The following is a 25,273-nucleotide window of genomic DNA, read 5'->3' on the forward strand; positions in this document are numbered from 1 at the left end:
TGGGGTGCGGCCCTTTACAAGGCTCAACCCGTGATTATTGAAGAAAGAACGAAAAACATACGCGTTAAGCGAAAATTTCAATATTGAATTAGGAGGACTCACACATGGGTAAAATTATCGGTATCGATCTGGGTACCACCAACTCCTGTGTTTATGTGATGGAGGGTAAAGACCCCAAGTGCATCACCAACCCGGAAGGTGGTCGTACCACCCCGTCCGTGGTAGCTTTCACTGATAAGGAACGTCTGGTCGGCGACATCGCCAAGCGCCAGTCCGTCACCAATCCCGAAAAGACCGTCTTCGCCATCAAGCGCATGATGGGTCGCAACATCAATGCTCCTGAAGTAAAAAAATGGAAGGAGCACTGCCCGTACGAAATCGTTGGCGGTAACGGCGACGATGCATGGGTGCAGATCGACGGCAAGAAATATTCTCCGCCGGAAGTCTCCGCCATGGTGTTGCAGAAGTTGAAGAAGGATGCTGAGACCTACCTCGGTGAAACCGTCACCGAAGCAGTTATCACCGTTCCTGCTTACTTCAACGACTCTCAGCGTCAGGCCACCAAAGACGCAGGCAAGATCGCTGGTCTGGAAGTGAAGCGTATCATCAACGAACCTACTGCAGCTTCTCTGGCTTACGGCTTCGATAAGAAAGCCAACGAGAAGATCGCTGTCTTCGATCTCGGTGGTGGTACCTTCGATATCTCCATCCTGGAAGTTGGCGATAATGTCGTGGAAGTTCGCGCCACCAACGGCGACACTTTCCTCGGCGGTGAGGACTTCGACCATCGTATTATCGAATACCTCGTGGATGAATTTAAAAAGGAAAACGGCATTGACCTGTCTCAGGACCGCATGGCCCTGCAGCGTCTGAAGGAAGCCGCAGAGAAGGCTAAGCACGAGCTGTCCTCCTCTATGGAATCCGAGGTCAACCTGCCGTTCATTACCGCTGACCAGAACGGTCCTAAGCACATGATGGTCAAGATCAGCCGTGGCAAGCTCGAGAAGCTCGTCGAAGATCTGGTCGACCGAACCGTTGAACCGTGCAAGAAGGCCCTCAAGGACGCCGGTCTGTCTGCTGCCGACATCGACGAAGTTGTCCTCGTTGGTGGTATGACCCGCATGCCTCTGGTTCAGGAGAAGGTTAAGGCCTTCTTCGGCAAGGAGCCCAACCGCTCCGTGAACCCGGATGAAGTTGTGTCCATGGGCGCAGCCATTCAGGGTGGTATCCTGGCTGGTGATGTTAAGGACGTTCTGCTCCTCGATGTTACTCCGCTGTCCCTCGGTATCGAAACCATGGGTGGAGTGATGACTCGTCTCATCGACCGGAACACCACCATCCCGACCAAGAAGTCTCAGGTGTTCACCACTGCGGCTGACAACCAGCCCTCCGTGTCCATCCGTGTCTTCCAGGGTGAGCGTCCGATGTCTGCAGACAACAAGCTGCTCGGTAACTTCGAGCTGACCGGTCTGCCGCCGGCACCTCGTGGTGTCCCGCAGATCGAAGTCTCCTTCGACATCGACGCCAACGGTATCGTTCACGTTAACGCTAAAGACATGGGTACTGGCCGTGAACAGTCCATCCAGATCACTGCTTCCTCCGGTCTTTCCGATGAGGAAATCGATCAGATGGTTAAGGACGCCGAGGCCCATGCTGACGACGATAAGAAGAAGCAGGAGCTCATTGAAGCTCGCAATCAGGCTGACACCCTTGTTTACACCTCCGAGAAGTCCCTGCGTGACCTCGGTGACAAGGTTGACGCCGAACTGAAGGCTGATATCGAAGGCAAGATCGAGACCTTGAAGAAGGCTCTCGAGACTGATGATCTCGACGAGATTAAGGCCAAGACCGAAGAATTGGCTCAGTCTTCCCATAAGCTGGCTGAACAGCTGTACGCACAGCAGTCTGCAGAAGGCGCAGGCCCCGACATGGGTGCCGCTGGTGCCGCAGGCGCAGCTGGTGCTGATGCTGGCGCAGGTGCTGCCAAAGATGACGACGATGTGGTCGATGCCGACTACACCGAAGTCAAGTAAAGCAACTTGCGTTAGCAAGCCAAGAGAAGTATAGGATTACCCGGCCCGTATTATACGGGCCGGGTTTTCTTTTGGGGAAACGAAGAGAAGCATCCCTGTTGTTGTGCAATTGTAGGGTGCTTATTGATATGCCCGCACCAATGGTGCAAAGAAGGTTCTAAGGGTGTGAGCCCTTCTGCCGTAGGCGAAATCATTTGGTTTTGCCGTCAGGCAGGTTCCTGTCTGATTATTCCTGGCTGCCAAGACTGCTTATACGAGACTACAATGCGCCGACAAAAACGATATGATTTCCTGCGCCTCGCTGCGCTTATGTCTTTTCTCATCATGTTTGCATGGGGTTGTGCTCCGAAACAACCTACTCTGAAGAGTGTGGACATGTTGTCCACTCCTAATCTGTTAGTCGAGGCTGATGCTGCATGGAACAGTAAGCATTACGAGGCTGCCGAACTCTACTACAGTAAGCTTTTAGAGCGACAGGATCTCGTCAAAAGCGAGTTGCCGATCATCTATACCCGATTGGCCGAAGCTTCTTATCAGAACAAGCATTATCATCAGGCCCGTATCGCTTTGGAAAAATGGGCCAATCTCGATTCTGCTGCTCTGAACAATCCCATGTGGGAGCGGACATATCTCAACACCATGAACGTGTTGGGCAAGACCGAGCGACTTCAGAATCATCTCAAGTGGGTGTTGGAAAACAAGGCCGTTCCGTGGGGAACCCGTGTGGAAGTAGCCAAGTGGTTCAATGGTTACTTCATGGAGAAGGGTGACTATGAGCGTGCCTTGGACGTCTTGGATGGTTTTTACAAGCAGGCTCCGGATCGCGCTTCCCGTATGGGGATGGAGCAGGCCTTTCTTCAGCAGATAAGCTTGGATAGCGACAAAATCGTTACCACGTTGGCCGAGCAGGTGACTGCCGAGAACCTGTGGCGCTTCCCCTATGCTTTGGTTGGCTTTGAAAAGGAAGTCCGACTTGCCTCTGATAAAGAACAGTGGTCTGCCGCATGGCGCAATCTGCGTAACCTTTCTGCCAACGCAGACTTGGCCGACATTGCTCCTCTGGAAAATAAGCTCGCCGAGCTGGAAGAAGAGTACGGCTTGCCGCGTATCGGACTTGCTCTGGCCTTGCCTATTACTGGTCCTTACGCAAAAGTTGGCGTTAAGATTTTGCGTGGGGCCGGACTCGCTCAATGGCGTCTTGCTCAGGAAGGCATAGACATCGACATGCGCGTCATTAACACTGAGGTTACGGGGTGGGATAAGCGTTTGGCTGAATTGCCCGGTCACTACTCTGTTGTGGGTGGTCCTTTGCGAGTTAATGCGTTTAAGAAATTATATGAGTCTGCTGCCCCTGGCGATCGAGTGCTGGATCAACGTGCGTTTTTCACATTTCTCGCCACTCTTGGAGATCTGGAAGAAGGTAAAGATGCATGGCGTTTCTTCACCAGCCGTAATGATGAGGTCCGTAGCTTGGTCAAGCTGGCTGTGAACGAGTTGAATATTAAGGATTTGGCAATTTTCTACCCTGAAGAGAAGTTCGGCCGCACCATGGCAGAGACTTTCTATCGTGAAGCCTATCCTTTGGGTGGCCGCATCAAGGGGATGCAGTCTTATCCTTCCCGCGATCTCAAGAAATGGGGTAAGCGGGTTGGTAAGCTGCTCAAAGTTCCGGCTGATTTTAGCGAGAACAAAGATGCTCCTTTGAAGCAGCCCGATTTTGGTGCAGTCTTCCTTCCCGACGGCTGGAATCAGGCCCAGACTCTGCTGCCCAACTTCTTTTTCTACGAAGGAGACCAGTTGGTCTTTCTTGGTCCCGGACTGTGGAGCCGAGCTTTGGATAGCGCGAAGGACATTGATGAACATTACTACCGTCTCGCTGTTTGCCCAGGTGCGTGGTGGGAGTATAGCGAAGGAGGCCGTACCCTTCAGAGTGCTCTGACCGAGGAAGGTCTGGGACACGCTGACTTTTGGGTGGCACTTGGCTATGACTTTCTCCGTTTTGCTGGGAAGTTAGGAGCCATGCCTTCCAAGTGGGATGCGGATGAGGTTAATAAGCGCATCGCTGCCGCACAGGATATGGATTTCAGCATGGCTCCCATGACTTGGGATGAATCTGGTGTGGGCAGTCAGGAGTTGTTTCTCTTCAGTCCGGTTCGCAACGGAAAGCAGTTGGTGAACGCTGACAAGATTACTGCCCGCGTAGTTCGTGCCAAAGCCCGCCGTGAAAAGCGTGTGGAGGCCTATGAAAAGCGTATGGAAGAAGAAAAAGCCAAACAGGAAAATAGCATTTTCTAGTTTGTCGTTTAGTTGAATAGAGAGAAGCCTTGACTCCCATTTGGCGTGACGTCGAAGGCAATCCCGCAAGGAGTATCATAATGAAAATTAGTCCCGAAGAAGTGGCAAAGGTTGCGAAGCTTTCGCGCCTCGATCTGCCGCAGGACAAACTGGAATTGTTCGCCGGACAGCTCGGCGACATCCTCGATTACATGGACAAGCTGGGTGAACTGGACACGGAGAACGTTGAGCCCATGTTCAGCCCGGTGAAGCATACCACTGTGCTGCGCAAGGATGAGGTCCGTAAGGAGTACAGCCGCGAAGAGGTGCTTTCAAACGCCCCCAAGCAGGACGGCCAATTCTTCATTGTTCCGAGAATCGTCTAACTCGCTAATTCCAGGATATATTCATGTCTGATCTGTATATGAAAACCCTCTCCGAAATGGCTGGACTGCTCCAGTCCGGAGAAGTGAAGGTGGCCGAGGCTGTCAAAGACTGCCTGAGCCGCATTGAGGCTACTGAGCCACAGGTAAAGGCTCTTATCACCGTAATGGGTGAAGAGGCCATGAAAGAGGCTGAAACTCTGGATGCAGCTGGCCCCGATGCCAACAAGCCTCTCTGGGGTGTGCCCATCGTTCTCAAGGACCTGTTGGCAACCAAAGGCACCAAGACCACTTGCGCATCCAAGATTCTTGAAGATTTCGTACCTTTTTATGATGGTACCGCCGTGGCAAAGCTGAAAGAAGCTGGTGCCGTAATTATCGGAAAGTCCAACATGGACGAGTTTGCAATGGGTTCTTCCACTGAGAACTCTGCTTTCATGCAGACCGCGAATCCGTGGGATACCGATCGTGTCCCTGGCGGGTCTTCCGGTGGCTCCGGTGCAACCGTTGCTGCCGGTCAGTGCTATGCAGCTCTTGGTACCGATACCGGTGGCTCTATCCGTCTGCCTGCTTCATTTTGTGGTATTGTTGGACTCAAGCCCACCTATGGTCGTGTGTCTCGTTTTGGTTTGATCGCATACGGTTCATCTTTGGACCAGATCGGTCCCATGACTCGAAGCGTTGAAGACTCCGCTCGGGTGCTGCAGGTTATCGCCGGACACGATCCCAAGGATTCCACCTCTGTGGATGTTGAAGTGCCGGACTACCTCGCCGCTCTTGGTCGTGAAGATCTGAATGGTGTGACTATTGGTCTGCCCGAAGAGTATTGGGGTGAGGGCCTCGACACTGAAGTCGAAGAAGCTTGTAAGGCTGCTGTCGCAAAGATGGAAGCCCTGGGTGCTAAGACTGTTCCTGTGAAGCTTTCCCTGACTGACTACGCTATCGCTACCTATTACATCATCGCCATGGCCGAGGCTTCCTCCAACCTGTCTCGTTTTGACGGCGTTCGATTTGGCCATCGTAATAAAGATGCCGAGGAACTGGTCGACATGTACACCTCCAGCCGTACTGAAGGGTTCGGCGATGAGGTTCAGCGTCGTATCATCATGGGTACCTACGTACTTTCCTCCGGTTACTACGACGCCTACTACAACAAGGCGGCCAAGGTCCGTCGCTTGTTGCGTGAAGACTTCGACAAAGCTTTCGAGCAGTGCGATTTGATTGCCGGTCCTGTTTGTCCGACCACTGCCTTTAAGGCTGGCGACAAGGCTGACCCGTTGCAGATGTACCTGATGGATATCTTCACCATCTCCTGCAACCTGGCAGGACTGCCCGGTATGAGTTTACCGGTTGGTCTTGGTAAGGACTCCGGTATGCCTGTTGGTCTTCAGTTCATGGGACCTGCATTCTGCGAAGACAAGATGCTGTCCATCGCCGAATGTCTGGAGCGTCATCTTGATCCCATGCCCATGGCGGCACTGTAAATTACAGTTGAAAGATTTAATTAAAGGCTGGTTGCAAATGTCGATTTGCAACCAGCCTTTATTATTGTAATTTGATTGTTTACTTCATGTCGTATGTTGTTGGTCCATTCCAGTAATTGGTTTCTTTTAGCCACGTCGCAGGGTATCCAATAGGAGTGGCTTCCTTCTCCGGCAAATTGATGTATCCATCAGAGTATTTGGCAAAGAGAGTAAAGGTTAGATCGCGCCAACGATCCAGTACCTTCTTGGCGTTGTTGTATCCGAATTCCGTGATGAGTTCTTTTGCTTGCTTAGGAGTTTTGTCAGCTACCACCATATCCATTGCTTCTACGCCGCGGACTGCTTTGTCTTCCAATTCTTGCTGAATAGGTTGGATATCCACACGGGTCATGCGCTGGAAGTTAAGGCGTGACCAATTACCTAGTAGATCGAAATGCCACCAGGCTGATGCTGGGTCGAATCTTTGTGGGTCACCTTTTTGATAAGGTTTGGGGAGTTGCAGCATCTTGGAGAAGAAGGGCGTAAATACCGTCGTATAAGATACATCCGGTCCAAACCAGAGAACTCCCTTGGTGGACTCAGGAGCTTTCGGACGTGTTTGGCAAACGTACGTGTATCCTTGATAGAAAACGGAAATGGCCCGCTCCCATGCTCCGTAATATTTCTTCTCTTTAGTGACATTATTCTGATTGCCGTCGTAAGGGCCAACGAAACGGTGTGGATCTCCATAAGGACCGGCTGCGATGCCCTTGGTCAGGTCAAATTGCGTACCCTCATAGTGGTCGCGGTAGAGGGAAAACACGTCCTTAACAGAAAGCTTGGCGCGTGGCCGGATGGAGAATGGGTAGGCTCGAGTATAGGTATCCTTCACCCAAGGAGACAGGCCGAGGTCAGGATTGACGCGGTCCATAGCCCGCCATATGCGACGCAGGGAGTAATAAGGGTGGTTGTACTCTCCCGGGCTGACAGCTCGAAGCCAATCCACAGGGCCTTGTTTTTTTTCATCCCACCAGCCCAGTTTTTTGAGGCCCGGAATGAGAAGTTTCGAATATTGAAAGTTGTCAGGATCGTTCTTGATCACATCGCGGATACGAAATGTGTTGGCAGCCACGAAGTAATCGCCGTCCGGGACTCGTTTGGCTACCCACGCAGAGTGATATTTCTTGTCTGGAAGAGCACACATTTCAAAGACCCATGCTTCATTTTCATCACCAACCAAGAGTGTTTCACCTGTGGAGAAGTATCCGTATTTATCCAGGAGCGCTCCCATGAGTTTTACGGCTTCACGTGCAGTGGCACAGTTCTCTAATGCGATACGGGATAGTTCAGAACTATAGAAAATGCGTTGGGGCTGCTTGGACGTACGTTGAGGAACTGGTCTAGGCTCATAATTCGCTCCGTTTGTGCATTCCCCTATCATCAGGTTTGCTTCATTCATGATGCCGTAGTTGCCATCGAAGTATGCGAAGGACGTTTCCTGTTTGCGTCCCAGAAGGTCCCATATTTCGTCATATGGGATCATAGCCAGTGGTTTGGTTGGGTCACCTTCGGTTGCGTAACCGGGACCACGGTCATCAGTAATGATTCGGGGATAGCTCATTGAGTCGGAATAGATTTTTCGAGAGCCAGTTTGCTGTTTTGCCGGAACAAAAATGATTCTTTGGTCGCCTAGTTCATCATCGTCGGAATGGGTCACCATCATTGAATTGTCAGCGCTGGCCCCCGGAGTGATGATCATGGTGGTGCAGGCTAAGGCCTGGGGCGAGATCAGTGTCATGATCAGAACTAAGGCGCAGATATGGCTGTGTCGGTTATTCATGCTTTGCTCCTATGATTGAAAGGAATAACTGAGCATATCATATTCACACCCGATGTACGTTATAAACCCTTTTCTTAAATGCCACGCTCCTTTAAGGTGACCTCATGAAACAACAGGAGCGAATAATATGATCGGCGTAGGCGTCAGCGGTGGTATGGATAGCCTGCTTTCTTTAGTGCTGCTGAAGGAACAGGGGCATGACGTCGTGGCCGTGCATGGACACTTTCTTCAGCCCGGGCCGGAGTGGGAGAAGGTTGCAACGGGCTTGGATGCCGTTTGCAAAAAAATGGGCGTACCTTTTCATGCCTTGGATTTGCATGAGGAGTTCAACCGTCAGGTGGTGAAGCCTTTCATCGCTGATTACAAGGCCGGTTTGACCCCTAATCCGTGCGCCGTGTGCAATCCGCGCATGAAGTTTGGTGTTCTCTTTGATGCCATGCAGAAGCTGGGGGCGAATGAGATCGCTACCGGGCATTACGTCCGTATGGAGGAGCGCGAAGGGCTTGGATCTATGCTCGTTCGTGGTACTGACTTGTCCAAAGACCAGAGCTACTTTCTTTCTCTTGTTCCTATAGAAACTTTGCGCAAGGCCCATTTCCCGTTGGCGGAGACATTCAAAAGGGATGTCCTTGATATTTTAGCCGAACACGATCTTGAACCGCCTATCCCCAGCGAGAGTCAGGAGATTTGCTTCGTGCCAAAGGATGACTACCAGGCTTTTCTGCTCGCCAATGAAAAAATGTCCGGTGGTGGTAAAGCGGTTCTTACAGATGGCACTGTTGTGGGCAAACACAAGGGATTATGGCGCCATACTCAAGGGCAACGGCGCGGACTCGGCATTGCGTGGAAGGAAGCTTTGTATGTTCTTGATAAGGACGTTGAGCGGAATACTCTCATCGTAGGCACCAAGGATCAGTTGAGTGCTGATGGTTGTGTGGCTGCCCAAGTGAACCTAATGGCTGATCCTTCTCTTTGGCCTGAAACAGTCATGGTCCAAACCCGGTATCGTCAGAAAGCCAAGCCTTCCAATGTGGAAATGCGAGATGGCAAACTTCATTTCCATTTTATTGAGCCCCACACTCGTCCGACTCCCGGACAGGTGGCTGCAGTTTACACAGAAGATGGTACAGTCCTTGGTGGTGGAGTGATTTTGTAAAGAAGATTTTTTTACTTAAGAAAGCCCCCTTGAACATATGCGTTCAAGGGGGCTTTCTTTTTCTGTGTAAATAGTAGCGTTGACTATACGTCTGAGAACTGCTTTCGCAGCATGATGTCGAGGATCGTTTGATCGGTCTCGATCATTCCATCGGTAGCAAGTGTGCCGATGTTGCGCATGGTGTCCTCGGAAGAGGTGCCGATGATACCGTCGGTGTGGTGCACGTTCACGCCATGAAGCGAGAAGAGTGCGGCCTGAACAGCAGTGCCTGCTGCGGTGGCCAGCTTGAGAGCACAGCCCGCTTTGGCGCCATCACAAATGATACCTGCCAGGTCTTCAAGCAGGTTTTTGATCGCACCAGCGATATGGCGTGCATCACCGCCGAGCAGGAAAGTGATACCTGCTGTGGCGCCTGCGCCTGCGGCTACAGAACACCCACAGATTGCGGAAAGACGGCCGGTGTGCGCTTTAACGTATGCGGTGACTATATGGGAGAGAGCAATTGCTTCGAGAACCGTCTTGTCGTCCACTTCCACGTAATCTTTCACAGCCCAGATAGGCAGAATAGCGGTGAGACCATGATTGCCAGACCCGGCAGAAGACATGGCGGGCAGCGGTGCGCCGGACATGCGTGCATCGGATGCGCCAGACGTCAGGATGCGGGCTGCGAGGATCATGTCCTTTTTGATCAGCCCCTGGCGAACCAATCGTTCCAGAGTTTTGCCAACGCCGAGGCCAAGGCCATACTTGAGGCCTTGATCTGCCAATCTCATGTTAACGTCCACACCTTCACGAAGGAAGTCGAGATCTTCCTGATCCAACTCATCGGTCATTGCCATGAGGTCGGTCAGAGAGAGAGACTTGAGCCATGCTTCCATGGCCGCTACAGGGCTTTCGCCTTGTTCGGTCGGTTCGGCCAGCAGGGGGCTTTCAACAGCAGCACCGTTGAGGGTCATGGATGCGATATTATCGTGCAGACCTTCGATGATACATTCGGCCACGTCGTTGCCGGATTTGATGACATTCTTAACGAGGAGACCACGCTGCTCCTTGAGGAGGTGAACCGTGACCTTCTTGTCGGCGATGAGCTGTTTGGCCTCTTTGACATGATCGTCAGTGATAGAGGCTAGTACCTCAAGGCGTAAGTCTGCATCGCCTCCCACTGCACCAAGTGCGGCGGCCATGTCCAGACCGGACAGACCACTTGTGCCGGGAATGGAAACGGCAAGGGCGTTCTTGTATACGTTGGGGTCTAACGACAGCTCAATGGAATCGAAATCGCCTCCGGGGAGCAGGGACATTGCCGCTGCTGCGCCGAGAGCGATGGCCACGGGCTCGGTACACCCGAGTGCTGGAGCAACCTGAAGGTTCAGAACGTCTTTGGCCGTAAAGGTCATGGTGCTACCTCGCTACTGTTTTTTGACGGTGGACTTGGGACAAGTCTCACTCATGTAGCATATTTCACAGCCGCCCGTGTAGGGGTAGGGGGTCAGAACAGCGTATTTGCGGTTGACGGTACCTTCTTCGTTCCAAGTGAGCCCCAGTTCGGCGAATGCACCCTGTACGCCTTCGCCCGGACGGGGAAGAGGAGCGCAGTTGCCATCCTGCAGTTCCGGTACGAAACCCTGAGCGGAACTCATGACCATGGTGATAGCCAGAGCGTGGAACCAGAGACCGTGAGTCGGCGAGTCTTGCCAGATGCCCTCGATGGAAGCTTCGGCATCTTCATCAAGGAAAATAAGCAGGAATTTGCCTTCACCTTCGGAGTTCTCCAGTTCGTAGGCCTTGAGGTTTTCGCGGGACCATTTGTCCCAGAAAGGTTGGAAGTCGTCCATGATGTCTTGAGGAATGCGGCTTTCACCAGCAATTTCCATGAAGTACATAATGTCGAATTCCGGCATGGGCTTAAGCGGATTGATTGAGTATTTGGGCATGTATAGTCTCCTGAAAAGGTTCGTTTACTATAGGGACGGTCTGAGTACCTTTTTTCACGCATTGACTCAAGTTTTCCGTCTTCTCGTTGCACGGAATAGCGAGTCGGGGTATGTTGTTAATACGGTGAAATATATCGGGCGCATCCATTGTCAACACGGTGCGTAACGCGAACCCTGGAGTTTCCATGCCCGACACGACAGGCCAACCCCTGTTCGAGCGTCTCAAGCGGCCCAATGTTCAGTACCTGTTCCTCGCCATTCTTATCGGCGTTCTTGCTGGGTATGGTGCTGTACTTTTCAAATATGTTCTGAAAAGCATGCAGTGGATCTTCTACCATCATTCCGGTGATATGCTTTTGTTTGCAGACGAGATACCGTTGTGGATGAAGATCGTAATGCCTACTGTTGGCGGGGTGGTCGTCGGACTAGTGGTCAGCTATTTTGCCAGTGAGGCAAAAGGTCATGGAGTGCCAGAGGTTATTCAGGCAATCGCTCTCAGAGGAGGACGTATCCGGAAAAGAGTGGCGGCTGCCAAAATTTTTGCTTCTGCCGTTACCATAGGTTCTGGTGGCTCGGTCGGCCGTGAAGGGCCCATGGTTCAGATCGGCTCGTCCATTGGGTCGTCCGTGGGGCAACTCTTCAAAGTGCCGAGTGTTCACATGCGGACTATGGTGGGGTGTGGCGCAGCAGCAGGAATTGCCGCTACTTTCAATGCTCCTATTGCAGGTGTGTTGTTTGCCCTTGAAATCATTATTGGTGACTTCGGCGTCATGCAATTCTCGCCCGTTGTATTGTCGTCGGTCACGGCTACTACCATTTCTCGATATTATTTCGGTGACTTTCCACATTTTCAAATTCCTGCCTACTCCATCGTCTCACTTTGGGAGTTCTGTTTTTACCCTATTCTTGGTGTGATTACAGGTTTTGTGGCGTTGGCATTTACCAAGATTCTGTACAAGTTCGAGGACTGGTTTGAGGCCATTCCTATCAGGGACTGGATTAAGCCTGCTATCGGTGGTGCACTGCTCGGCTGTGTTTTTGCCATTTTCCCCGAGGTGTTTGGTGTAGGCTATGGTGCAATGAATCAGGCGCTGAACAACTCGATGGAGTTAAAGCTGTTGTTCGTGCTCATATTTGTAAAGATTTTAGCTTCGTCCATAACACTAGGGTCAGGAGGGTCGGGCGGAATCTTTGCGCCTTCGTTATTTATGGGGGCCATGACCGGTGGCGCTTTTGGCCTTGTATTGCACACGTTGTTGCCGGGGCAGACTGCTTTGCCCGGAGCCTATGCTCTTGTTGCCATGGGCGGTGTGGTTGCTGGAACTACATATGCTCCCATTACTGCTATTCTGATCATTTTTGAAATGTCGGGTACATATTCGATTATCCTGCCGCTGATGCTCACATGTATCACCGCTACGGTTATGAATTCGACAATACGGCGGGCTTCCATTTATACGACCAAGCTGTTGCGTCGAGGTATTGATATTGAGGCCGGCCGGGATCGACATTTACTTGAGCACATCATGGTGAAGGAGGTCATGAGTCGCAATGTGGTTTCCATTCCAGAGTCCATGCCGTTGGAACAGATCATCTGGACATTTAAGACTCAGAACGCTTCTTATTTACATGTGATCGATCAGGAAGAGAAATTAACGGGCATTATCTCTTTTCGTGACATAAGAACTGTGCTGGATGAAGAGGAGTTGTTCCAATTGATTATTGCTCATGATCTTTCGACTCGTGATCTGGTGGTGGTTTCTACGGATGATACTTTGCAGGATGCTTTGGATAGAATCACCGAACGCGGCGTATCTCAATTGCCGGTACTCTCTTCCGGTTCTGGTCGTAAGTTGGTTGGCACCTTGACTGAATCCGATATCAACGCGGCCTACAACTCAGCTCTGATCAAGGACGAGATTCTTAAGCCTGACTAGCAAGGAGGGGCTGTGGCTAGTCGTTGTCGTGCGCTGGGTAATATGCTAATGGCGTGCCGTCAGCCGCACCCATGCGGCAAATCACGCAAGGAATTAGCTGAATGAACGAAATCAGGATTACCGCCACCCTTTCTCTGGATGAGAAATATCCGGATGATGCCTATATCGATTTCAACCTGTCTGTGGACGGGCAGTATCTGCATGAGGTTAATGTCTACGTTGACCCGGTGGCGTTAGTAAATTCAGCAACCATGTCGGGAGAGACGTTCATCTACACCTGTGACTGTGGAAATCCTGCCTGTCAGGGAATCGATGATGGTGTGATGGTGTCTCATACTCCAGAAAAAGTGATTTGGCGGTTGAAAAATCCCATTTCCTGGCCTCCCAATGAACCAAAGCCTGACTGGGCGCATGATGCTGAATTCCATTTCACCAAGGAAGACTACCTTCAGCAGATATCTACCGCCTTGGATCATGCCAAACGTCTTGCTCGTCAGTTTAAACCGACAGGAAGTCTTTGGTGTGGCCCCGGCCTTTCCTTTGAAGGTTTGATGGCGCTTGAAATGCCTCAACATAGCGGATTTTTCACTCACGAACCTGAAGGGCGGGCCGTCCACTAGGCTTGTTGCGATTTCTGCGTCTCTGATCTATAGTTAGTCACCTTGCTCAAGGCTGCTTCCTCCAACTATCTGGAGGAGCACAATGTCTGTTATTCAATTCCTACCTATGCGTACACAGCGCGTACGACTGCTTCGTGCGCCGCCTTCATGCGTTTCTTATTCAGGGGATGGCGTCGTCCATTCCATTCTTAAGTTGTGTTCAGGACTCGGCCGATTGGGCCAGCGGGAGGAGTGCCTGGTTTCGGGAGCGGACGGTTCTGTTCGCTGGACTTATTACCGAACGAGGTACACCTATGTTGTACGTTCCTATTCAAATCTATCCCAATGAACGTAGTGTGCGCAGTTGCGTAGTGCGTTCCGCTGTTTTCGTTGGGTTGGCTGTTGCTGCATTCCTTAATTTTAATGATAAAGGACTGCAAATGGCCGTCATGCTTTTTTGTATGGTGGCATTTACTATCAATGTTCTAAAAACCGTGGCAGCCGCCACCAGACAACCGATGCTCAAGGTGCTGGATGATCGTTTTTCGGTCTACACCCCTTTTGGGTATGCCATGGTGCGGTTTGGCGAGGTCCTTGCGTTTCGTCAAGGCGGTATCCCGGGGGCGAGAACTTTGCGTGTAGAGATTAACAAGGCCGCGCGTGCGAGGTTTCCATCAGGAGTAGGGCGCTTGCTATACTCTTTGGCTTGGCTGAGTAGCGGTAATACCGTTTCGATTCCTGCCTATATGTTAGGGGCGCAAATCGATCCGGTGCTTAAGATGTTGGAAAAGCGGCGTTTGGCTGCAGTCCGTCTTGAGGCAGTGGAGGGAACACCTCAAACGGTATTTCAGCCTATGGGCTGATTGGAAAAAATCGGGAAGTCTACAATCAAGGCTTCCCGATTTTCTTTCTGTCTTTCTATTCTTCCATTGGTTGTGTTGGAAAACCGTAAGAGAGTAGTATGGCCTTGAGTGTGCCGTCTTTTTTGATTTCTTTGAGACCTTTATTGAAAAGCTCCAGCTTTTGTTGCCATCCAGTTCTGTTTTTTGAAAACATTACGTGCAATGATTTTTGCTCTAGCGCTGGATAAATGAAGCGAATGTCGGCCATGTCTGCTTCAATTATCGGGCTGTTTTTGACTAGATGAAGTGCCTGGTATTTGTCGATGACAATCAGATCTACTCGGTCATGCAGGAGCTTGCGTAAGTTCAAAACGTCGTTTTCTGCTTCGTCTTTGTTCAGTTCCTTGTCGCTGTCAATCGCCTTTGTATTGACGAAGCCCCTGACCACTCCCAGTCGATACTTGTGAAGACTTTGTGTAGTGCCGTCATAATCAATGCTATTGCTAGATTTGGTGCAGAGGGTGAGGATCGTTTGGAAATAGCATTCTGACACACCATAATCCTCATCCCTTTGTGGGCTGTAATAAGCATTGTAGAGAGCGTCGAAGTCGCCCGCCTTGGTCTCATCCATGGCCCGGGTCCATGGCAGAAAGTGGAATTTGGCAGTCAGACCAACTCTGGCGCATGCCTTCGAGATGATGGTTGAGGCGATCCCGTATCCGGGAATAATTTCTCCTGCGTATGGCTCCCATGTGATTGTTACGAAGTCGAGTTGAGTATCGTCTGCTCGTGCGATGCTGAACGTGAGTACGATGGAGGCTGCCAAAATAATCAGGCTTTTCATCTTATCTCCTCCTTCTCCGTTTTTTACACTTGTCTCTGCTGTAGAAATGTCTATCCAGACAAAAGTGGATAGTTAGAACAAAGACTACGTGTTGTATTAATTTGTGTAAAGTGACGTCATAAAAAAAGGCGTCTCCTTGCAGAGACGCCTTTTGATTTTAGTATGGAAGTAGCTATTTTACTGCTACTTTCATGATGACCTTGTGAAGCCATTCGTCTGATATCATGGGTAAATGTCCATCGTTAGGGAAGTAGATGCCAAAAGAGCCGGGACCAACTTGGGACCAGCTGCTCGGCGTATCCGCATAGAATGCAACGTCAGTGGCAGGTCGAGCTTCGACCACGGGGCCAAGATCCTTACGAGCCTTCCATCCGATATTATCCACACCCTTCAGGACGAATTGGACGTCCAGATAATCGTCATGTGTCTCGATAAGCGCTTCACCCGGCTTTCGTCCTATGCCCTTGGCAACCACTGCCCATACATTGACGCCATCAACCTCATGTTTGCCCTCAGGCAAATCGGCGAGGTTCGGGCGGCGCAAGAAGGCAAAGGCGGTAGCCAGATGTGGATTTAGGCTTGTATAGAAATCCGCGTTTTCGAGCACATCGATGATCATTGTATTTTTGTCCTCTCGGCTTTCAAGGCCATCAGTAGCGACTCGTCTAAGGACGGGTGCGGGAAGATGGTCTTGTGAATGTCCTCAGCAGTCCAGCCTTGCTGTACTATCATGGTGGCGGCCATGCAGAGGCGGGAAACGTCGTGACCGACAGCGGTGACGCCAACGACTTTTCCTGCGGACCAGACGACTTTGACAAATCCCTGAGTGGAGGCGTGCGCTTGAGCCATGGGGTTGGCGGCCAGCTGTGCCTTAGAGGTCTCAGTCGTTTGGTAGTCAGCCAGGAATGCTTCGTTTTCAGTGAGCCCCACGCGCATGACTTCGGGAGAACCATAGAGCACGCTGGGAATCGGGCCGGCTTCATAAGCGGCATCAGTCTTGCCAGCGATGCGGGCAGCAACATAATGCGCCTGATGAGACGCAGCGTGAGCCAGCTGAATCTGACCGTTGCAGTCGCCGATGGCGTAGATGTGGGGAGCAGCCTGCAGATTTTCGTCCACTACGACCTTGTTGAACTCCATCTCGATGCCTGCTTCTTCGAGGCCGATGTCCTGAGTGACAGGGCCTCGGCCGACTGCCACCAGAATTTTCTCAGCTTCGAACTTGTCACGGGTATCGAGAGTAAGTTCGCCTTTGCCATCAACAGTACGAACACCTGCTACGCGCTTCTCAAGCTGGATATCCCATTTCCAACGTTTGAAGATAGAACGGAGTGCCTTGGACACTTCCGGATCTTCAAGCGGTGCAACGCGGTCCATGGCGTCAATGACGGTGACTTTTGAGCCGAAGCGATGAGCCACCTGAGCCATTTCCAAGCCGATGAATCCTGCACCCACAACGATGAGCGACTTAGGCATCTCTTCCATGGCGAGGAACATGTTCGAATCGAGCACGCACTTGCCATCTGGCTCAAGGCCAGGGAAGAAAATGGGCTTGGACCCGGTCGCAATGATCAGGTCCTTGTATTCGAGTTCTTTGTCGCCTTCTTCGGTGACAACGGAGACCTTGTCTTCACCAGCCAGCTTGCCCGTTCCTTCAATCAGGTCGATGCCGAGCTTTTTGAGCTGCATGCCCATAGCTTTACGGGTCCCGGTCAAGTGCTTCTGTACACGTCCCTGAAGAGCAGGGAAGTCCACGTTTACTTCACCGGAAGCGACTTTCATCTTGGATTGGTTGTGCAACTCCTCAATAGCGGAAGTAGCACCAAGCCAGAGCTTGGTCGGAATGCAGCCCCAATTGAGGCAGGTGCCGCCGAGGAAGTTTTTCTCAACCAGCGCGACCTTAAGGCCATAACCGGCAGCTTCAACAGCGGCATCAAATCCGCCTGGACCCGCGCCTATGACAACGAGATCATAAGTCATCTGTCAGCTCCATGGCACGTGCGGCCTTGGTTTCGTCCAGTCGTTTGACGGGCAGAGTAACCGGAGCTTCCTGAATGACTTCCGGGTTGGATTCGGCCAGTTCGGCAATGGCGATCAGATCGTCGCAGAACTGGTCGAGAGTAGTTTTGTTTTCTGTCTCCGTGGGTTCGACCATGATTGCTTCCGGTACGATGAGCGGGAAGTAGACAGTGGGAGCGTGGTGCCCCTTGTCGAGCAGCGCTTTGCCAATGTCGAGGGCGCGGACGCCGTTCTTGGTCTGACGGTTAGCGGAGGCTACGAATTCATGCATGCATATGCGATCGTAGGGGATGTCGAAGTGAGTGGACAGACGCTTGCGCATGTAGTTGGCGGCCAAAACTGCGTTCTCAGTGGCGCGGGTCAGGCCAACACCGCCGAGGCGGAGCATGTAAGCGTAAGCCTTCAGGTAAACACCGAAGTTGCCATAGAACGGGGCTACGTAGCCGATTGATTTCGGGTAGTCGTAGTCGAGGAAGAACTGGCCGTCTTCCAACTTGGAAACGCGGGAGATGGGCAAGAAGTCCACCAGGCGTTCAGAGACGCCAACCGGTCCTGCGCCGGGGCCGCCACCGCCGTGCGGGGTTGCCAGAGTCTTGTGCACGTTCCAGTGAATGATGTCGAAGCCGACATCGCCCACACGCATCTTGCCCATGATGGCGTTGAGGTTTGCACCATCATAGTAGAGCAGTGCATCTACTTCGCGGAGCATCTTAACGATCTTGGGAAGATGAGTCTCGAAAAGTCCCAAAGTGTTGGGGCAGGTCATCATCATGCCAGCGACTTCATCGTCCAGCACTTCGGCGAGAGCCTCGGGGGATACGATGCCGTCCACAGATTCAACAGAGACGATGTCGTAGCCAGCGATGGCTGCTGATGCTGGGTTGGTGCCGTGCGCGGAGTCGGGCACGATCATCTTGGTCTTCTTGTTGCCCTTGTCGCGATGGTAGGCAGCCATGAGCATGACACCGGTCAGCTCACCGTGGGCGCCTGCCATGGGGTGCAGGGTATATGCTGCCATGCCGGTGATTTCGCACAGCAGTTTCTCGGTCTCGTACATTACCTCAAGGGCGCCCTGACACAGACCACCAGCGCCTTGGAGCTGGGGCAGTACCGGATGCAGTCGGGTGAAACCAGGCATAGCAGCAACGGTTTCAGTGAACTTGGGGTTGTACTTCATGGTGCAGGAGCCGAGGGGGTAGAAATTACCGTCCACGCCCATGTTGCGCTGAGAGAGCTTGGTGAAGTGACGAACGACGTCCAGTTCGGAGGCTGAGGGCAGACCAATGTCGCCATCACGCAGAAGTTCGTTGGGGATGTATGCTTCTTCAGCCATACCTTCGCAAGGCCAGCAGCCTTCGCGTCCGGCTACGGATTTTTCAAAGATGGTCTTCATTACTTGAGCGCTCCTTTGAGCATCTCGGCGAAGATGCCGATCTGTTCTTCACTGGTCTTTTCGGTGCAGGCCACGAGCAGGCCGTTTTCCAGTCCTTCGTAGTAGCGACCCAGCGGGAAGCCGGGGACAAAGCCTCGCTCGGTGAGCTTGGCGATGGCGTCGTATGCATTTACCGGAAGGGTTACGGCGAATTCGTTGCCGAAGGGGCCTTTGGTGAGCATCTCCACGCCGTCGATGGCAGTGAGGCGTTCAGCGCATATGTGAGCTCGTTCAATGGAGAGACGAGCGGCACGCTTCATACCGAGTTCGCCAAGGGCGCACATGTGAACCAGAGCGCGTAAAGCGCACAAGGATTGGTTGGAGCAGATGTTGGAGGTGGCTTTCTGGCGGCGGATGTGCTGTTCGCGAGCCTGGAGGGTCAGAACGTAACCAGTTTTGCCGTCCTTGTCCTCGGTGCGACCAACTACGCGGCCGGGCATCTGGCGTACCATCTTTTTGGTACAGGTCATGATGCCGAGGTAAGGGCCTCCAAAGGAGAGGGGCAGACCAAGGGACTGGCCTTCAGCTACTGCGATGTCAGCACCCATTTCGCCGGGTGTTTTGAGCAGGCTCTGGAGCACCGGGTAGCTGGAGATGATGGATACGGCCTTCTTGGCCTTGGCGGCGGCAAACAACTCGGTGAAGTCGTTGATGGAGCCAAAGAAGTTCGGGTTCTGAACCAGCACTGCAGCAGTGTCATCGTCGATGGCAGCCTTGATGCCATCGATATCAGTCATGCCGCTCTTGTGAGGTACAGTGATGAACTCGATATCGAGGTTGGTGGTGTAGGAGTCGAGCATGACCCGGTAGATGGGGTTCAGTGCTTCGGATACCACAATCTTACGACGTTTCGTCTTGCGCACAGCCATCATCAGGGCTTCGTACAGAGCGGTGCCACCATCGTAAACAGAGGCGTTGGAGCACTCCATGCCAAGCAGGCGGGTGACGGCGGTCTGGTATTCGAAGATAGCCTGGAGCGTCCCCTGAGAAGCTTCTGGCTGGTAAGGGGTATATGCAGTGTAGAATTCACCGCGCATGGTCAGTGCGTCTACGGCAGCAGGTATATAATGATCATAGAAGCCTGCACCCAGGAAGCTTACTCGGTCCGTGGCATTTTTGTTTGCCATGGCTTCAAGTTTGTTGAGTACTTCCATTTCGCTCAGACCTTCTGGAAGGTCAAAGCTCTGGGGGCGCATATCCTCGGTGATCTCAGCAAAAAGATCCTCGATGGAGTTTACGCCGATGGTGGCGAGCATCTCCCTTACTTCTTCTTCAGTATGGGGAACGTAGGGCATTTTCTCTCTCCCTTGAGGTTGTCGGCAACAACTGTAGAGTCCCCGTTTGTGGGGATTAGCTGCATTGCAACCTATTATTAGGAATGACGTATTAAAAAAGGCCGAGACAACAGCCTCGGCCTTGATAGCGTGTGCTAGTGGCCTTCGGACTCAACGACCGCGGCGTAGGCTTCTGCATCCAGCAGGCCTTCGGGCTCGCCCTTGATCTTGAACTTCAGAATCCAGCCGTCACCGTAAGGTTCTTCGTTGACCTTCTCTGGAGCGTCTTCCAGTTCTTCATTGATCTCGATGACCTCGCCAGACACAGGTGCGTAAATTTCGCTGGCAGCCTTGACGGATTCGACGGAACCCATTTCAGCACCCTGTTCGAAGGTGTCACCAACTTCGGGCATCTCGATAAAGGTCAGGTCGCCCAACTGTTCCTGGGCAAAGTGAGTGATGCCGACAGTGGCAACATCACCCTCAACCAGCACCCATTCGTGGGACTTGGCGTACTTCAGATCTTCGGGAATCATATCTCTACTCCTTTATAATGGAAAAAAATTGCCATCAGTCACTTTTGACGGAGTCATTAACACGGTATGAAAATGTTGAAAATAGTAAAAAAAATGACGCTTTCTACTCTAAAAACAAGGTTGCGTGATTTGTCTATTATAACTGTCAAAATTATGACAAAAAATAGAATAATGTACAATTTTTGATACTGAAATTATGGGTGCTTATCATCTTGTAGTAGTGACAAATATGTGCGTTTTACGTTGTCATATTCGTTAAAACGTATTACGAACTGTGTTGACGATGGCACGTTGTGGGTGTAGTTGGTGGCTCGCGTATGAATAATGATGAATTAAACAGCATGGCTGGAAAAAGTCTAAGCACCCCGGACCCTGGTTCGCGGATTGAAGTTGAGGTCGAAGGACGAACCTGGCTAATTGATCGCGCTGCCGACATGGAGGCCCTTTGGGACTCTATGGATGACGCGGATTTAGACGCTGATGAACGATTGCCATATTGGGCTGAAGTCTGGCCTGCCAGCGTTCTGTTAGGACGTCACATCCTGCGTAATGCCGATCTCCTTAATGGGCGTCCGTGTCTGGATTTGGGATGTGGTCTTGGGGTGACCGGCATGATTGCGGCGTCTGTTGGTGCTGAGGTGGTCGCTTTCGACTATGAATGGCCAGCTGTCCGTTTTGCTCATCACAACGCGGAGCTTAATGGTGTGCCGCAGCCTCTGTGGATGCTTATGGATTGGCGGCAGCCTGCTGTTCAGCCAGGAGCATTTGATTTCATATGGGGCGGTGATGTGCTTTATGAAAAACGATTTTTCGAGCCGCTGATCAAGCTGTTTCGCCATGCCCTTGCGCCTGGTGGAAAGATTTGGATCGGTGAACCGGTTCGCACTGTATCCCGTCCTGTATGGGATGAGTTGCGTGAAGAGGGCTTTGTGCCTGAAAAGTTGACCGTGGAGAAGGTGGCCCTGTGTGGGCAAAACGCTACAGTCAATCTCTGGGAAATTGTAATTCCTTAATTAGGAGGAAGCATGGGTAAAACAATTCGATTTGGCGTCTCTCTCGATTCTGACCTGCTGGACAAGTTCGATCAGCACTGTGAAGAGCGTAGTTACCAGACTCGTTCCGAAGCCATTCGTGACCTCATCCGAAATACCCTGGTGCAGCGTGAGTGGGAAGAAACCGAAGGTGAGCAGGCTGGTACACTGACCTTGGTCTACGATCACCACAAGTCTGGTCTTTCCCAGCGATTGACCGAGATTCAGCACGACCATCACGATGTGATTCAGTCTTCGCTGCATGTCCACCTCGACCACCACAACTGTCTTGAGGTGATAATTCTGAAAGGCGACGGTGAGGCAATCAAAACTCTTGGTCAAAAGCTTATTTCCACCAAGGGTGTCAAACACGGCAACCTCGCCCTTACTACCACAGGCAAGGACCTGATTTAATGGAAGACGTACAGAAGCATCAGGCGGAGATCGCCATGCCCATCGACCGGGTAGGGGTGAAAGGGCTTCGTTTGCCCATAGTGGTTCGTGACCGTGAGTCAGGTATCCAAAATACCGTAGCCGAGGTCTCTTTGGCTGTGGATTTGCCTGCCGAGTTCAAGGGCACCCACATGAGTCGTTTTGTCGAGGCCCTAGAACACTGGTCTGGTGATTTGGATTACAACTCCTTTCGTACATTGCTGGATGACGTAGTCGTGCGCCTTCAGGCCCGTAGCGCCCATGTGCGTTTTGTGTTTCCGTTTTTTTTACGGAAAAAGTCTCCAGAAAGCGGTGCCAGTGGGTTGATGGACTACACCTGTCGCGTAGATGGCATGCTCAAGGATGGGAAACTCACCTTTACTTTGGGTGCGGATGTTCCTGTCATGACAGTTTGTCCTTGCTCAAAGGCGATTTCAGAAGAGGGTGCCCATTCCCAGCGTGCCGAGGTCCGTATTCGTACTCAGTTTGACGGTTTCGTTTGGCTTGAAGATCTCATTGAGATTGGGGAGCAGGCCGGTTCCTGTGAACTTTTTTCTCTGCTTAAGCGCGAGGATGAAAAGCATGTCACTGAGCGTGCCTTTGCGACCCCAACATTTGTTGAAGATGTTGTCCGTGGAGCTGCCAATGGGCTGGCTGAGCATCCACAGATCAATTGGTTTCGGGTTGAGGTTGAGAGCTTTGAGTCAATCCATAACCACTCAGCATTTGCTGTGATCGAAAGCGCTGACTAGCAGCTGGATTGCCATGTCGCCAGAAAGGCGGTATCTTGAGTTCAGGCTGCTTCCCTTCTATTGCTCGCGAAGGGGTGATAAATCATGTCTGAAACTAATCTATCTGCATTATCTGCACTCGGTACCGCTCAGGCGGTTTCCGCCAATAATATTGCCAATGTAAATACCGACGACTTCAAAGCCAGTTCGGTAAGTCTTGAGACTGGGCCGGACGGGTGGGGTGTACGCGTGGGAGCTATTCAGGAATCCACCAACGCCGGTCCGATCGTTGGTGACGTGGAATTATCCAATACGGATTTAGGACGCGAAATGGTGGATATGATAACCACCAGCCGAGCCTTTTCTGCTAATGTGGCCGCAGTTCGAGTGTCAGAAGAAATGACTGGTCACCTCTTGAACATGATCGCCTAGTCTGTTTTTTAAGCCTTATGTCAGCCCAAGAAAATGAATTTCTGAACTACGTGCTGGATCTTCTCCAAGCCATGGGGGCTGTCAAAAGCCGCAAAATGTTTGGTGGCTATGGCATTTTCATGGACGGGCTGATGTTTGCTATCATTGTCGACGACGTCCTGTACTTGAAAGTGGACGATGAGTCTGAAACTCGTTTTGCTGAAGAGGGGCTGTCTCATTTTGTCTATAATCGGCAGGGTAAGGATGTACAGATGTCATTTTGTTTGGCACCTGATTCGGCGTTAGAAGATGTTGAAGTCATGAATGAGTGGGCCGATGTCGCTTTTCAGTCTGCAGTTAGAGCTGCAGCTAGTAAGCGATAACCTATTGATAAAATAACTTCTTTCTGTCTTTCGTCTTTGCATTTGTCTGTTTGTGAAGAGGGTTGACACATTTCCACATTATGTCTTACGGTCTATCATGGCCCGTCTGCGCGCACTCCTGAATTGCAGGGAGTGCGTCCAGTGCGGGCCATACTTGCGTATGCCGAAAAAGCCTTGGTCTTGAGCAAGAAAAGGCTTTGCCGGCTTTGTAGAATTGCGCGAAGGCGCACATACCATGTTCGGGTTACTCCGGGGCGGTGGAACCGCTCCTGTCTTTAGGTAAGGCCGGGAGTTTCTCCGAAGAGGCAAACCATGACTGCTAAGACTGTTAAGACCGATTACGACGTGATCATCGTGGGCGGTGGCCCTGCTGGCCTTTTTGCTGCCTACTACCTGGGAGAGCACAGCAATCTTGACGTGCTCCTCATTGACAAGGGTAAGCGTTCGCTCAAGCGCAATTGCCCGATTTCTGGTGAACAAGAATGCATTAAATGCCGCCCCTGCAATATTTTGTGTGGTGTTGGCGGAGCAGGCCTGTTTTCCGATGGCAAGCTGAACTTCATTCACAAGCTGGGTAAGACCGATCTGACTCAGTTTGTTGGAGCCAGTGAAGCCAAGTCCTTGATCGATGAGACCGAGGCCATTTTCAACCGTTTCAATATGGACGGTAAGGTCTTTCCCACCGATATGGACAAGGCCAAGGATGTTCGAAAGCTGGCTCGCAAGCACGGTATCGACCTGCTGGTGATTAAGCAAAAGCACCTTGGTAGTGATAACCTTCCGGGCCATATTGCTGACATGGCTGATTACATCAAGGATAAGGGCGTTTATTTCCATACATCCGAAGATGTGAAAGATATCTTGGTGGATGACAACAAGATTACCGGTGTTGTCACCAATCGCAATGAATACACTGCTAAGAATGTTATTCTTGCTCCTGGTCGAGTTGGCGCTGAATGGGTTGGAACTCTTGCTCAGCAGCACGGCATTGAAGTGTCTGCTCGAGGCATAGAAGTCGGTGTCCGTGTCGAAGTCCATAATGAGATCATGCAGGACCTGTGTTCTGTTATTTACGATCCGACCTTCTTCGTTCGTACCAGTAAGTATGATGACCAGACCCGTACCTTCTGTACAAATTACGGCGGATTCGTTGCTCTGGAAAACTATCAGGACTTCGTTTGTGTCAACGGCCATGCGTTGATGAACACCAAGTCAGAAAACACCAACTTTGCTTTCTTATCCAAGGTCGTTTTGACTGATCCGGTTACCGATAATCAGGCCTACGGCGAATCCATTGGCCGTCTTGCAACCTTGATTGGAGCAGGTAAGCCCATTCTCCAGCGCTTCGGTGATCTTCGTCGCGGTCGTCGTTCTACCTGGGATCGTATCGCCAATGGCTACATCGAGCCGACCATGAAGAACGTGGTGCCCGGTGATATCGCCATGGCTTTGCCTGAGCGTATCGTCACCAACCTGGTGGACGGTCTCGAGCAACTCAACAATGTTGTTCCCGGCGTTTCTAATGATGAGACCTTACTCTATGCCCCTGAAATCAAGTTCTTCGCCACTCAGGTGGAGACCAGGGAGCATCTGGAGACGTCAATCGAGGGCCTGTTCGTAGCAGGTGATGGACCTGGTGTTGCAGGAAACATCGTTGGTGCGGCTGCAACGGCATTGATTCCGGCTAAAGAGATTCTCCGTCGTCAGTAATCTCATTCT

General features: G+C 51.6%; 23 protein-coding genes. 14 read left to right on the forward strand and 9 right to left on the reverse strand.

All coding sequences use genetic code 11. The features are described 5' to 3' along the window. The first annotated feature begins 104 nt into the window (after positions 1–104). The 4 genes from dnaK to gatA all read left to right on the forward strand — a co-directional run bounded on the left by dnaK (position 105) and on the right by gatA (position 6,174). Positions 105–2,033 (forward strand): molecular chaperone DnaK, encoded by a 1,929-nt coding sequence (dnaK, locus tag HFN16_RS13310; protein ID WP_168891221.1) that lies wholly within the window; start codon positions 105–107, stop codon positions 2,031–2,033. 264 nt (positions 2,034–2,297) lie between these two features. Next, positions 2,298–4,328: a hypothetical protein gene (locus tag HFN16_RS13315; RefSeq protein ID WP_168891222.1), complete on the forward strand. Its 2,031-nt coding sequence runs from the start codon at positions 2,298–2,300 to the stop codon at positions 4,326–4,328. 80 nt (positions 4,329–4,408) lie between these two features. After that, a complete protein-coding gene (gatC, locus tag HFN16_RS13320) occupies positions 4,409–4,693 on the forward strand; it encodes an Asp-tRNA(Asn)/Glu-tRNA(Gln) amidotransferase subunit GatC (protein ID WP_168891223.1) in 285 nt (94 codons plus the stop codon). A gap of 23 nt (positions 4,694–4,716) precedes the next feature. Next, positions 4,717–6,174 (forward strand): Asp-tRNA(Asn)/Glu-tRNA(Gln) amidotransferase subunit GatA, encoded by a 1,458-nt coding sequence (gene gatA, locus HFN16_RS13325; RefSeq protein ID WP_168891224.1) that lies wholly within the window; start codon positions 4,717–4,719, stop codon positions 6,172–6,174. A gap of 79 nt (positions 6,175–6,253) precedes the next feature. On the opposite strand, the gene HFN16_RS13330 is transcribed toward gatA, so the two are convergent. After that, positions 6,254–7,993 (reverse strand): C69 family dipeptidase, encoded by a 1,740-nt coding sequence (locus HFN16_RS13330; protein ID WP_210772193.1) that lies wholly within the window; start codon positions 7,991–7,993, stop codon positions 6,254–6,256. A 127-nt stretch (positions 7,994–8,120) separates the two neighbouring features. Here HFN16_RS13330 and mnmA point away from each other — a divergent pair, with 127 nt between their 5' ends. After that, positions 8,121–9,149 (forward strand): tRNA 2-thiouridine(34) synthase MnmA, encoded by a 1,029-nt coding sequence (gene mnmA / locus HFN16_RS13335; protein WP_168891225.1) that lies wholly within the window; start codon positions 8,121–8,123, stop codon positions 9,147–9,149. A gap of 83 nt (positions 9,150–9,232) precedes the next feature. On the opposite strand, the gene HFN16_RS13340 is transcribed toward mnmA, so the two are convergent. Further along, the gene (locus tag HFN16_RS13340; protein ID WP_168891226.1) at positions 9,233–10,546 is read right to left on the reverse strand and encodes an L-serine ammonia-lyase, iron-sulfur-dependent, subunit alpha; all 1,314 of its coding nucleotides are present in this window, start codon (positions 10,544–10,546) and stop codon (positions 9,233–9,235) included. 12 nt (positions 10,547–10,558) lie between these two features. Continuing rightward, a complete protein-coding gene (locus HFN16_RS13345) occupies positions 10,559–11,083 on the reverse strand; it encodes a hypothetical protein (RefSeq protein WP_168891227.1) in 525 nt (174 codons plus the stop codon). A gap of 185 nt (positions 11,084–11,268) precedes the next feature. Here HFN16_RS13345 and HFN16_RS13350 point away from each other — a divergent pair, with 185 nt between their 5' ends. The 3 genes from HFN16_RS13350 (at position 11,269) to HFN16_RS13360 (ending at position 14,482) form a co-directional block, all read left to right on the forward strand. Next, positions 11,269–13,020 (forward strand): chloride channel protein, encoded by a 1,752-nt coding sequence (locus tag HFN16_RS13350; RefSeq protein WP_168891228.1) that lies wholly within the window; start codon positions 11,269–11,271, stop codon positions 13,018–13,020. Positions 13,021–13,121: 101 nt separating this feature from the next. Beyond that, entirely contained in the window at positions 13,122–13,640 is a 519-nt protein-coding gene (locus HFN16_RS13355; protein WP_168891229.1) for a hypothetical protein, read from the forward strand. 293 nt (positions 13,641–13,933) lie between these two features. Next, on the forward strand, positions 13,934–14,482 hold the full coding sequence (locus HFN16_RS13360) for a hypothetical protein (protein WP_168891230.1): 549 nt from the start codon (positions 13,934–13,936) through the stop codon (positions 14,480–14,482). A 55-nt stretch (positions 14,483–14,537) separates the two neighbouring features. Here the strand turns inward: HFN16_RS13360 and HFN16_RS13365 are convergent, their stop codons facing one another. From HFN16_RS13365 to gcvH, 6 genes are all read right to left on the reverse strand, one after another. Further along, complete coding sequence (locus HFN16_RS13365; protein WP_168891231.1) at positions 14,538–15,305, reverse strand: transporter substrate-binding domain-containing protein; 768 nt, start codon at positions 15,303–15,305, stop codon at positions 14,538–14,540. Positions 15,306–15,477: 172 nt separating this feature from the next. Continuing rightward, complete coding sequence (locus HFN16_RS13370; protein ID WP_168891232.1) at positions 15,478–15,924, reverse strand: YhcH/YjgK/YiaL family protein; 447 nt, start codon at positions 15,922–15,924, stop codon at positions 15,478–15,480. Then, positions 15,921–17,285: a dihydrolipoyl dehydrogenase gene (lpdA, locus tag HFN16_RS13375; RefSeq protein ID WP_168891233.1), complete on the reverse strand. Its 1,365-nt coding sequence runs from the start codon at positions 17,283–17,285 to the stop codon at positions 15,921–15,923. The genes HFN16_RS13370 and lpdA overlap by 4 nt, the downstream gene beginning before the upstream one ends. Continuing rightward, positions 17,275–18,717 carry an aminomethyl-transferring glycine dehydrogenase subunit GcvPB gene (gcvPB, locus tag HFN16_RS13380; RefSeq protein ID WP_168891234.1) on the reverse strand — a complete coding sequence of 481 codons (1,443 nt, stop codon included), beginning with the start codon at positions 18,715–18,717 and terminating at the stop codon, positions 17,275–17,277. Before gcvPB ends, lpdA begins: the two co-directional genes overlap by 11 nt. Further along, positions 18,717–20,051, reverse strand: coding sequence for an aminomethyl-transferring glycine dehydrogenase subunit GcvPA (gene gcvPA / locus HFN16_RS13385; protein ID WP_168891235.1), 1,335 nt, complete (start codon positions 20,049–20,051; stop codon positions 18,717–18,719). The genes gcvPB and gcvPA overlap by 1 nt, the downstream gene beginning before the upstream one ends. A 134-nt stretch (positions 20,052–20,185) precedes the next feature. Next, entirely contained in the window at positions 20,186–20,566 is a 381-nt protein-coding gene (gcvH, locus tag HFN16_RS13390; protein WP_168891236.1) for a glycine cleavage system protein GcvH, read from the reverse strand. Positions 20,567–20,883: 317 nt separating this feature from the next. On the opposite strand from gcvH, the gene HFN16_RS13395 reads away from it, so the two are divergent. The 6 genes from HFN16_RS13395 (at position 20,884) to HFN16_RS13420 (ending at position 25,264) form a co-directional block, all read left to right on the forward strand. Beyond that, on the forward strand, positions 20,884–21,579 hold the full coding sequence (locus tag HFN16_RS13395) for a methyltransferase domain-containing protein (protein ID WP_247648338.1): 696 nt from the start codon (positions 20,884–20,886) through the stop codon (positions 21,577–21,579). Between the two features lie 12 nt (positions 21,580–21,591). Next, on the forward strand, positions 21,592–22,011 hold the full coding sequence (gene nikR, locus HFN16_RS13400; protein ID WP_168891237.1) for a nickel-responsive transcriptional regulator NikR: 420 nt from the start codon (positions 21,592–21,594) through the stop codon (positions 22,009–22,011). Beyond that, the gene (folE2, locus tag HFN16_RS13405) at positions 22,011–22,781 is read left to right on the forward strand and encodes a GTP cyclohydrolase FolE2 (protein WP_168891238.1); all 771 of its coding nucleotides are present in this window, start codon (positions 22,011–22,013) and stop codon (positions 22,779–22,781) included. Before nikR ends, folE2 begins: the two co-directional genes overlap by 1 nt. An 84-nt stretch (positions 22,782–22,865) precedes the next feature. Continuing rightward, entirely contained in the window at positions 22,866–23,192 is a 327-nt protein-coding gene (locus HFN16_RS13410; protein ID WP_168891239.1) for a flagellar basal body rod C-terminal domain-containing protein, read from the forward strand. Between the two features lie 17 nt (positions 23,193–23,209). Continuing rightward, entirely contained in the window at positions 23,210–23,554 is a 345-nt protein-coding gene (locus HFN16_RS13415; protein ID WP_168891240.1) for a TfoX/Sxy family protein, read from the forward strand. Between the two features lie 312 nt (positions 23,555–23,866). Beyond that, positions 23,867–25,264, forward strand: a complete 1,398-nt coding sequence (locus tag HFN16_RS13420; RefSeq protein ID WP_168891241.1) for an FAD-dependent oxidoreductase — start codon at positions 23,867–23,869, stop codon at positions 25,262–25,264. The last annotated feature ends 9 nt before the right edge of the window (positions 25,265–25,273 follow it).

This window comes from Pseudodesulfovibrio sp. zrk46 (assembly GCF_012516435.1).
Lineage (GTDB): Bacteria > Desulfobacterota > Desulfovibrionia > Desulfovibrionales > Desulfovibrionaceae > Pseudodesulfovibrio.

Bases quoted from the DNA above. Each gene is read 5' to 3' on its own strand.
- HFN16_RS13415 (WP_168891240.1), top strand. From the start codon at position 23,210: ATGTCAGCCCAAGAAAATGAATTTCTGAACTACGTGCTGGATCTTCTC.
- lpdA (WP_168891233.1), bottom strand. From the start codon at position 17,285: ATGACTTATGATCTCGTTGTCATAGGCGCGGGTCCAGGCGGATTTGAT.
- folE2 (WP_168891238.1), top strand. From the start codon at position 22,011: ATGGAAGACGTACAGAAGCATCAGGCGGAGATCGCCATGCCCATCGAC.
- gcvPA (WP_168891235.1), bottom strand. From the start codon at position 20,051: ATGCCCTACGTTCCCCATACTGAAGAAGAAGTAAGGGAGATGCTCGCC.
- HFN16_RS13365 (WP_168891231.1), bottom strand. From the start codon at position 15,305: ATGAAAAGCCTGATTATTTTGGCAGCCTCCATCGTACTCACGTTCAGC.
- HFN16_RS13360 (WP_168891230.1), top strand. From the start codon at position 13,934: ATGTTGTACGTTCCTATTCAAATCTATCCCAATGAACGTAGTGTGCGC.
- gcvH (WP_168891236.1), bottom strand. From the start codon at position 20,566: ATGATTCCCGAAGATCTGAAGTACGCCAAGTCCCACGAATGGGTGCTG.
- HFN16_RS13330 (WP_210772193.1), bottom strand. From the start codon at position 7,993: ATGAATAACCGACACAGCCATATCTGCGCCTTAGTTCTGATCATGACA.
- HFN16_RS13355 (WP_168891229.1), top strand. From the start codon at position 13,122: ATGAACGAAATCAGGATTACCGCCACCCTTTCTCTGGATGAGAAATAT.
- HFN16_RS13345 (WP_168891227.1), bottom strand. From the start codon at position 11,083: ATGCCCAAATACTCAATCAATCCGCTTAAGCCCATGCCGGAATTCGAC.
- gatA (WP_168891224.1), top strand. From the start codon at position 4,717: ATGTCTGATCTGTATATGAAAACCCTCTCCGAAATGGCTGGACTGCTC.
- HFN16_RS13340 (WP_168891226.1), bottom strand. From the start codon at position 10,546: ATGACCTTTACGGCCAAAGACGTTCTGAACCTTCAGGTTGCTCCAGCA.
- HFN16_RS13395 (WP_247648338.1), top strand. From the start codon at position 20,884: ATGAATAATGATGAATTAAACAGCATGGCTGGAAAAAGTCTAAGCACC.
- HFN16_RS13420 (WP_168891241.1), top strand. From the start codon at position 23,867: ATGACTGCTAAGACTGTTAAGACCGATTACGACGTGATCATCGTGGGC.
- gatC (WP_168891223.1), top strand. From the start codon at position 4,409: ATGAAAATTAGTCCCGAAGAAGTGGCAAAGGTTGCGAAGCTTTCGCGC.
- dnaK (WP_168891221.1), top strand. From the start codon at position 105: ATGGGTAAAATTATCGGTATCGATCTGGGTACCACCAACTCCTGTGTT.
- gcvPB (WP_168891234.1), bottom strand. From the start codon at position 18,717: ATGAAGACCATCTTTGAAAAATCCGTAGCCGGACGCGAAGGCTGCTGG.
- HFN16_RS13315 (WP_168891222.1), top strand. From the start codon at position 2,298: ATGCGCCGACAAAAACGATATGATTTCCTGCGCCTCGCTGCGCTTATG.
- mnmA (WP_168891225.1), top strand. From the start codon at position 8,121: ATGATCGGCGTAGGCGTCAGCGGTGGTATGGATAGCCTGCTTTCTTTA.
- HFN16_RS13370 (WP_168891232.1), bottom strand. From the start codon at position 15,924: ATGATCATCGATGTGCTCGAAAACGCGGATTTCTATACAAGCCTAAAT.
- nikR (WP_168891237.1), top strand. From the start codon at position 21,592: ATGGGTAAAACAATTCGATTTGGCGTCTCTCTCGATTCTGACCTGCTG.
- HFN16_RS13350 (WP_168891228.1), top strand. From the start codon at position 11,269: ATGCCCGACACGACAGGCCAACCCCTGTTCGAGCGTCTCAAGCGGCCC.
- HFN16_RS13410 (WP_168891239.1), top strand. From the start codon at position 22,866: ATGTCTGAAACTAATCTATCTGCATTATCTGCACTCGGTACCGCTCAG.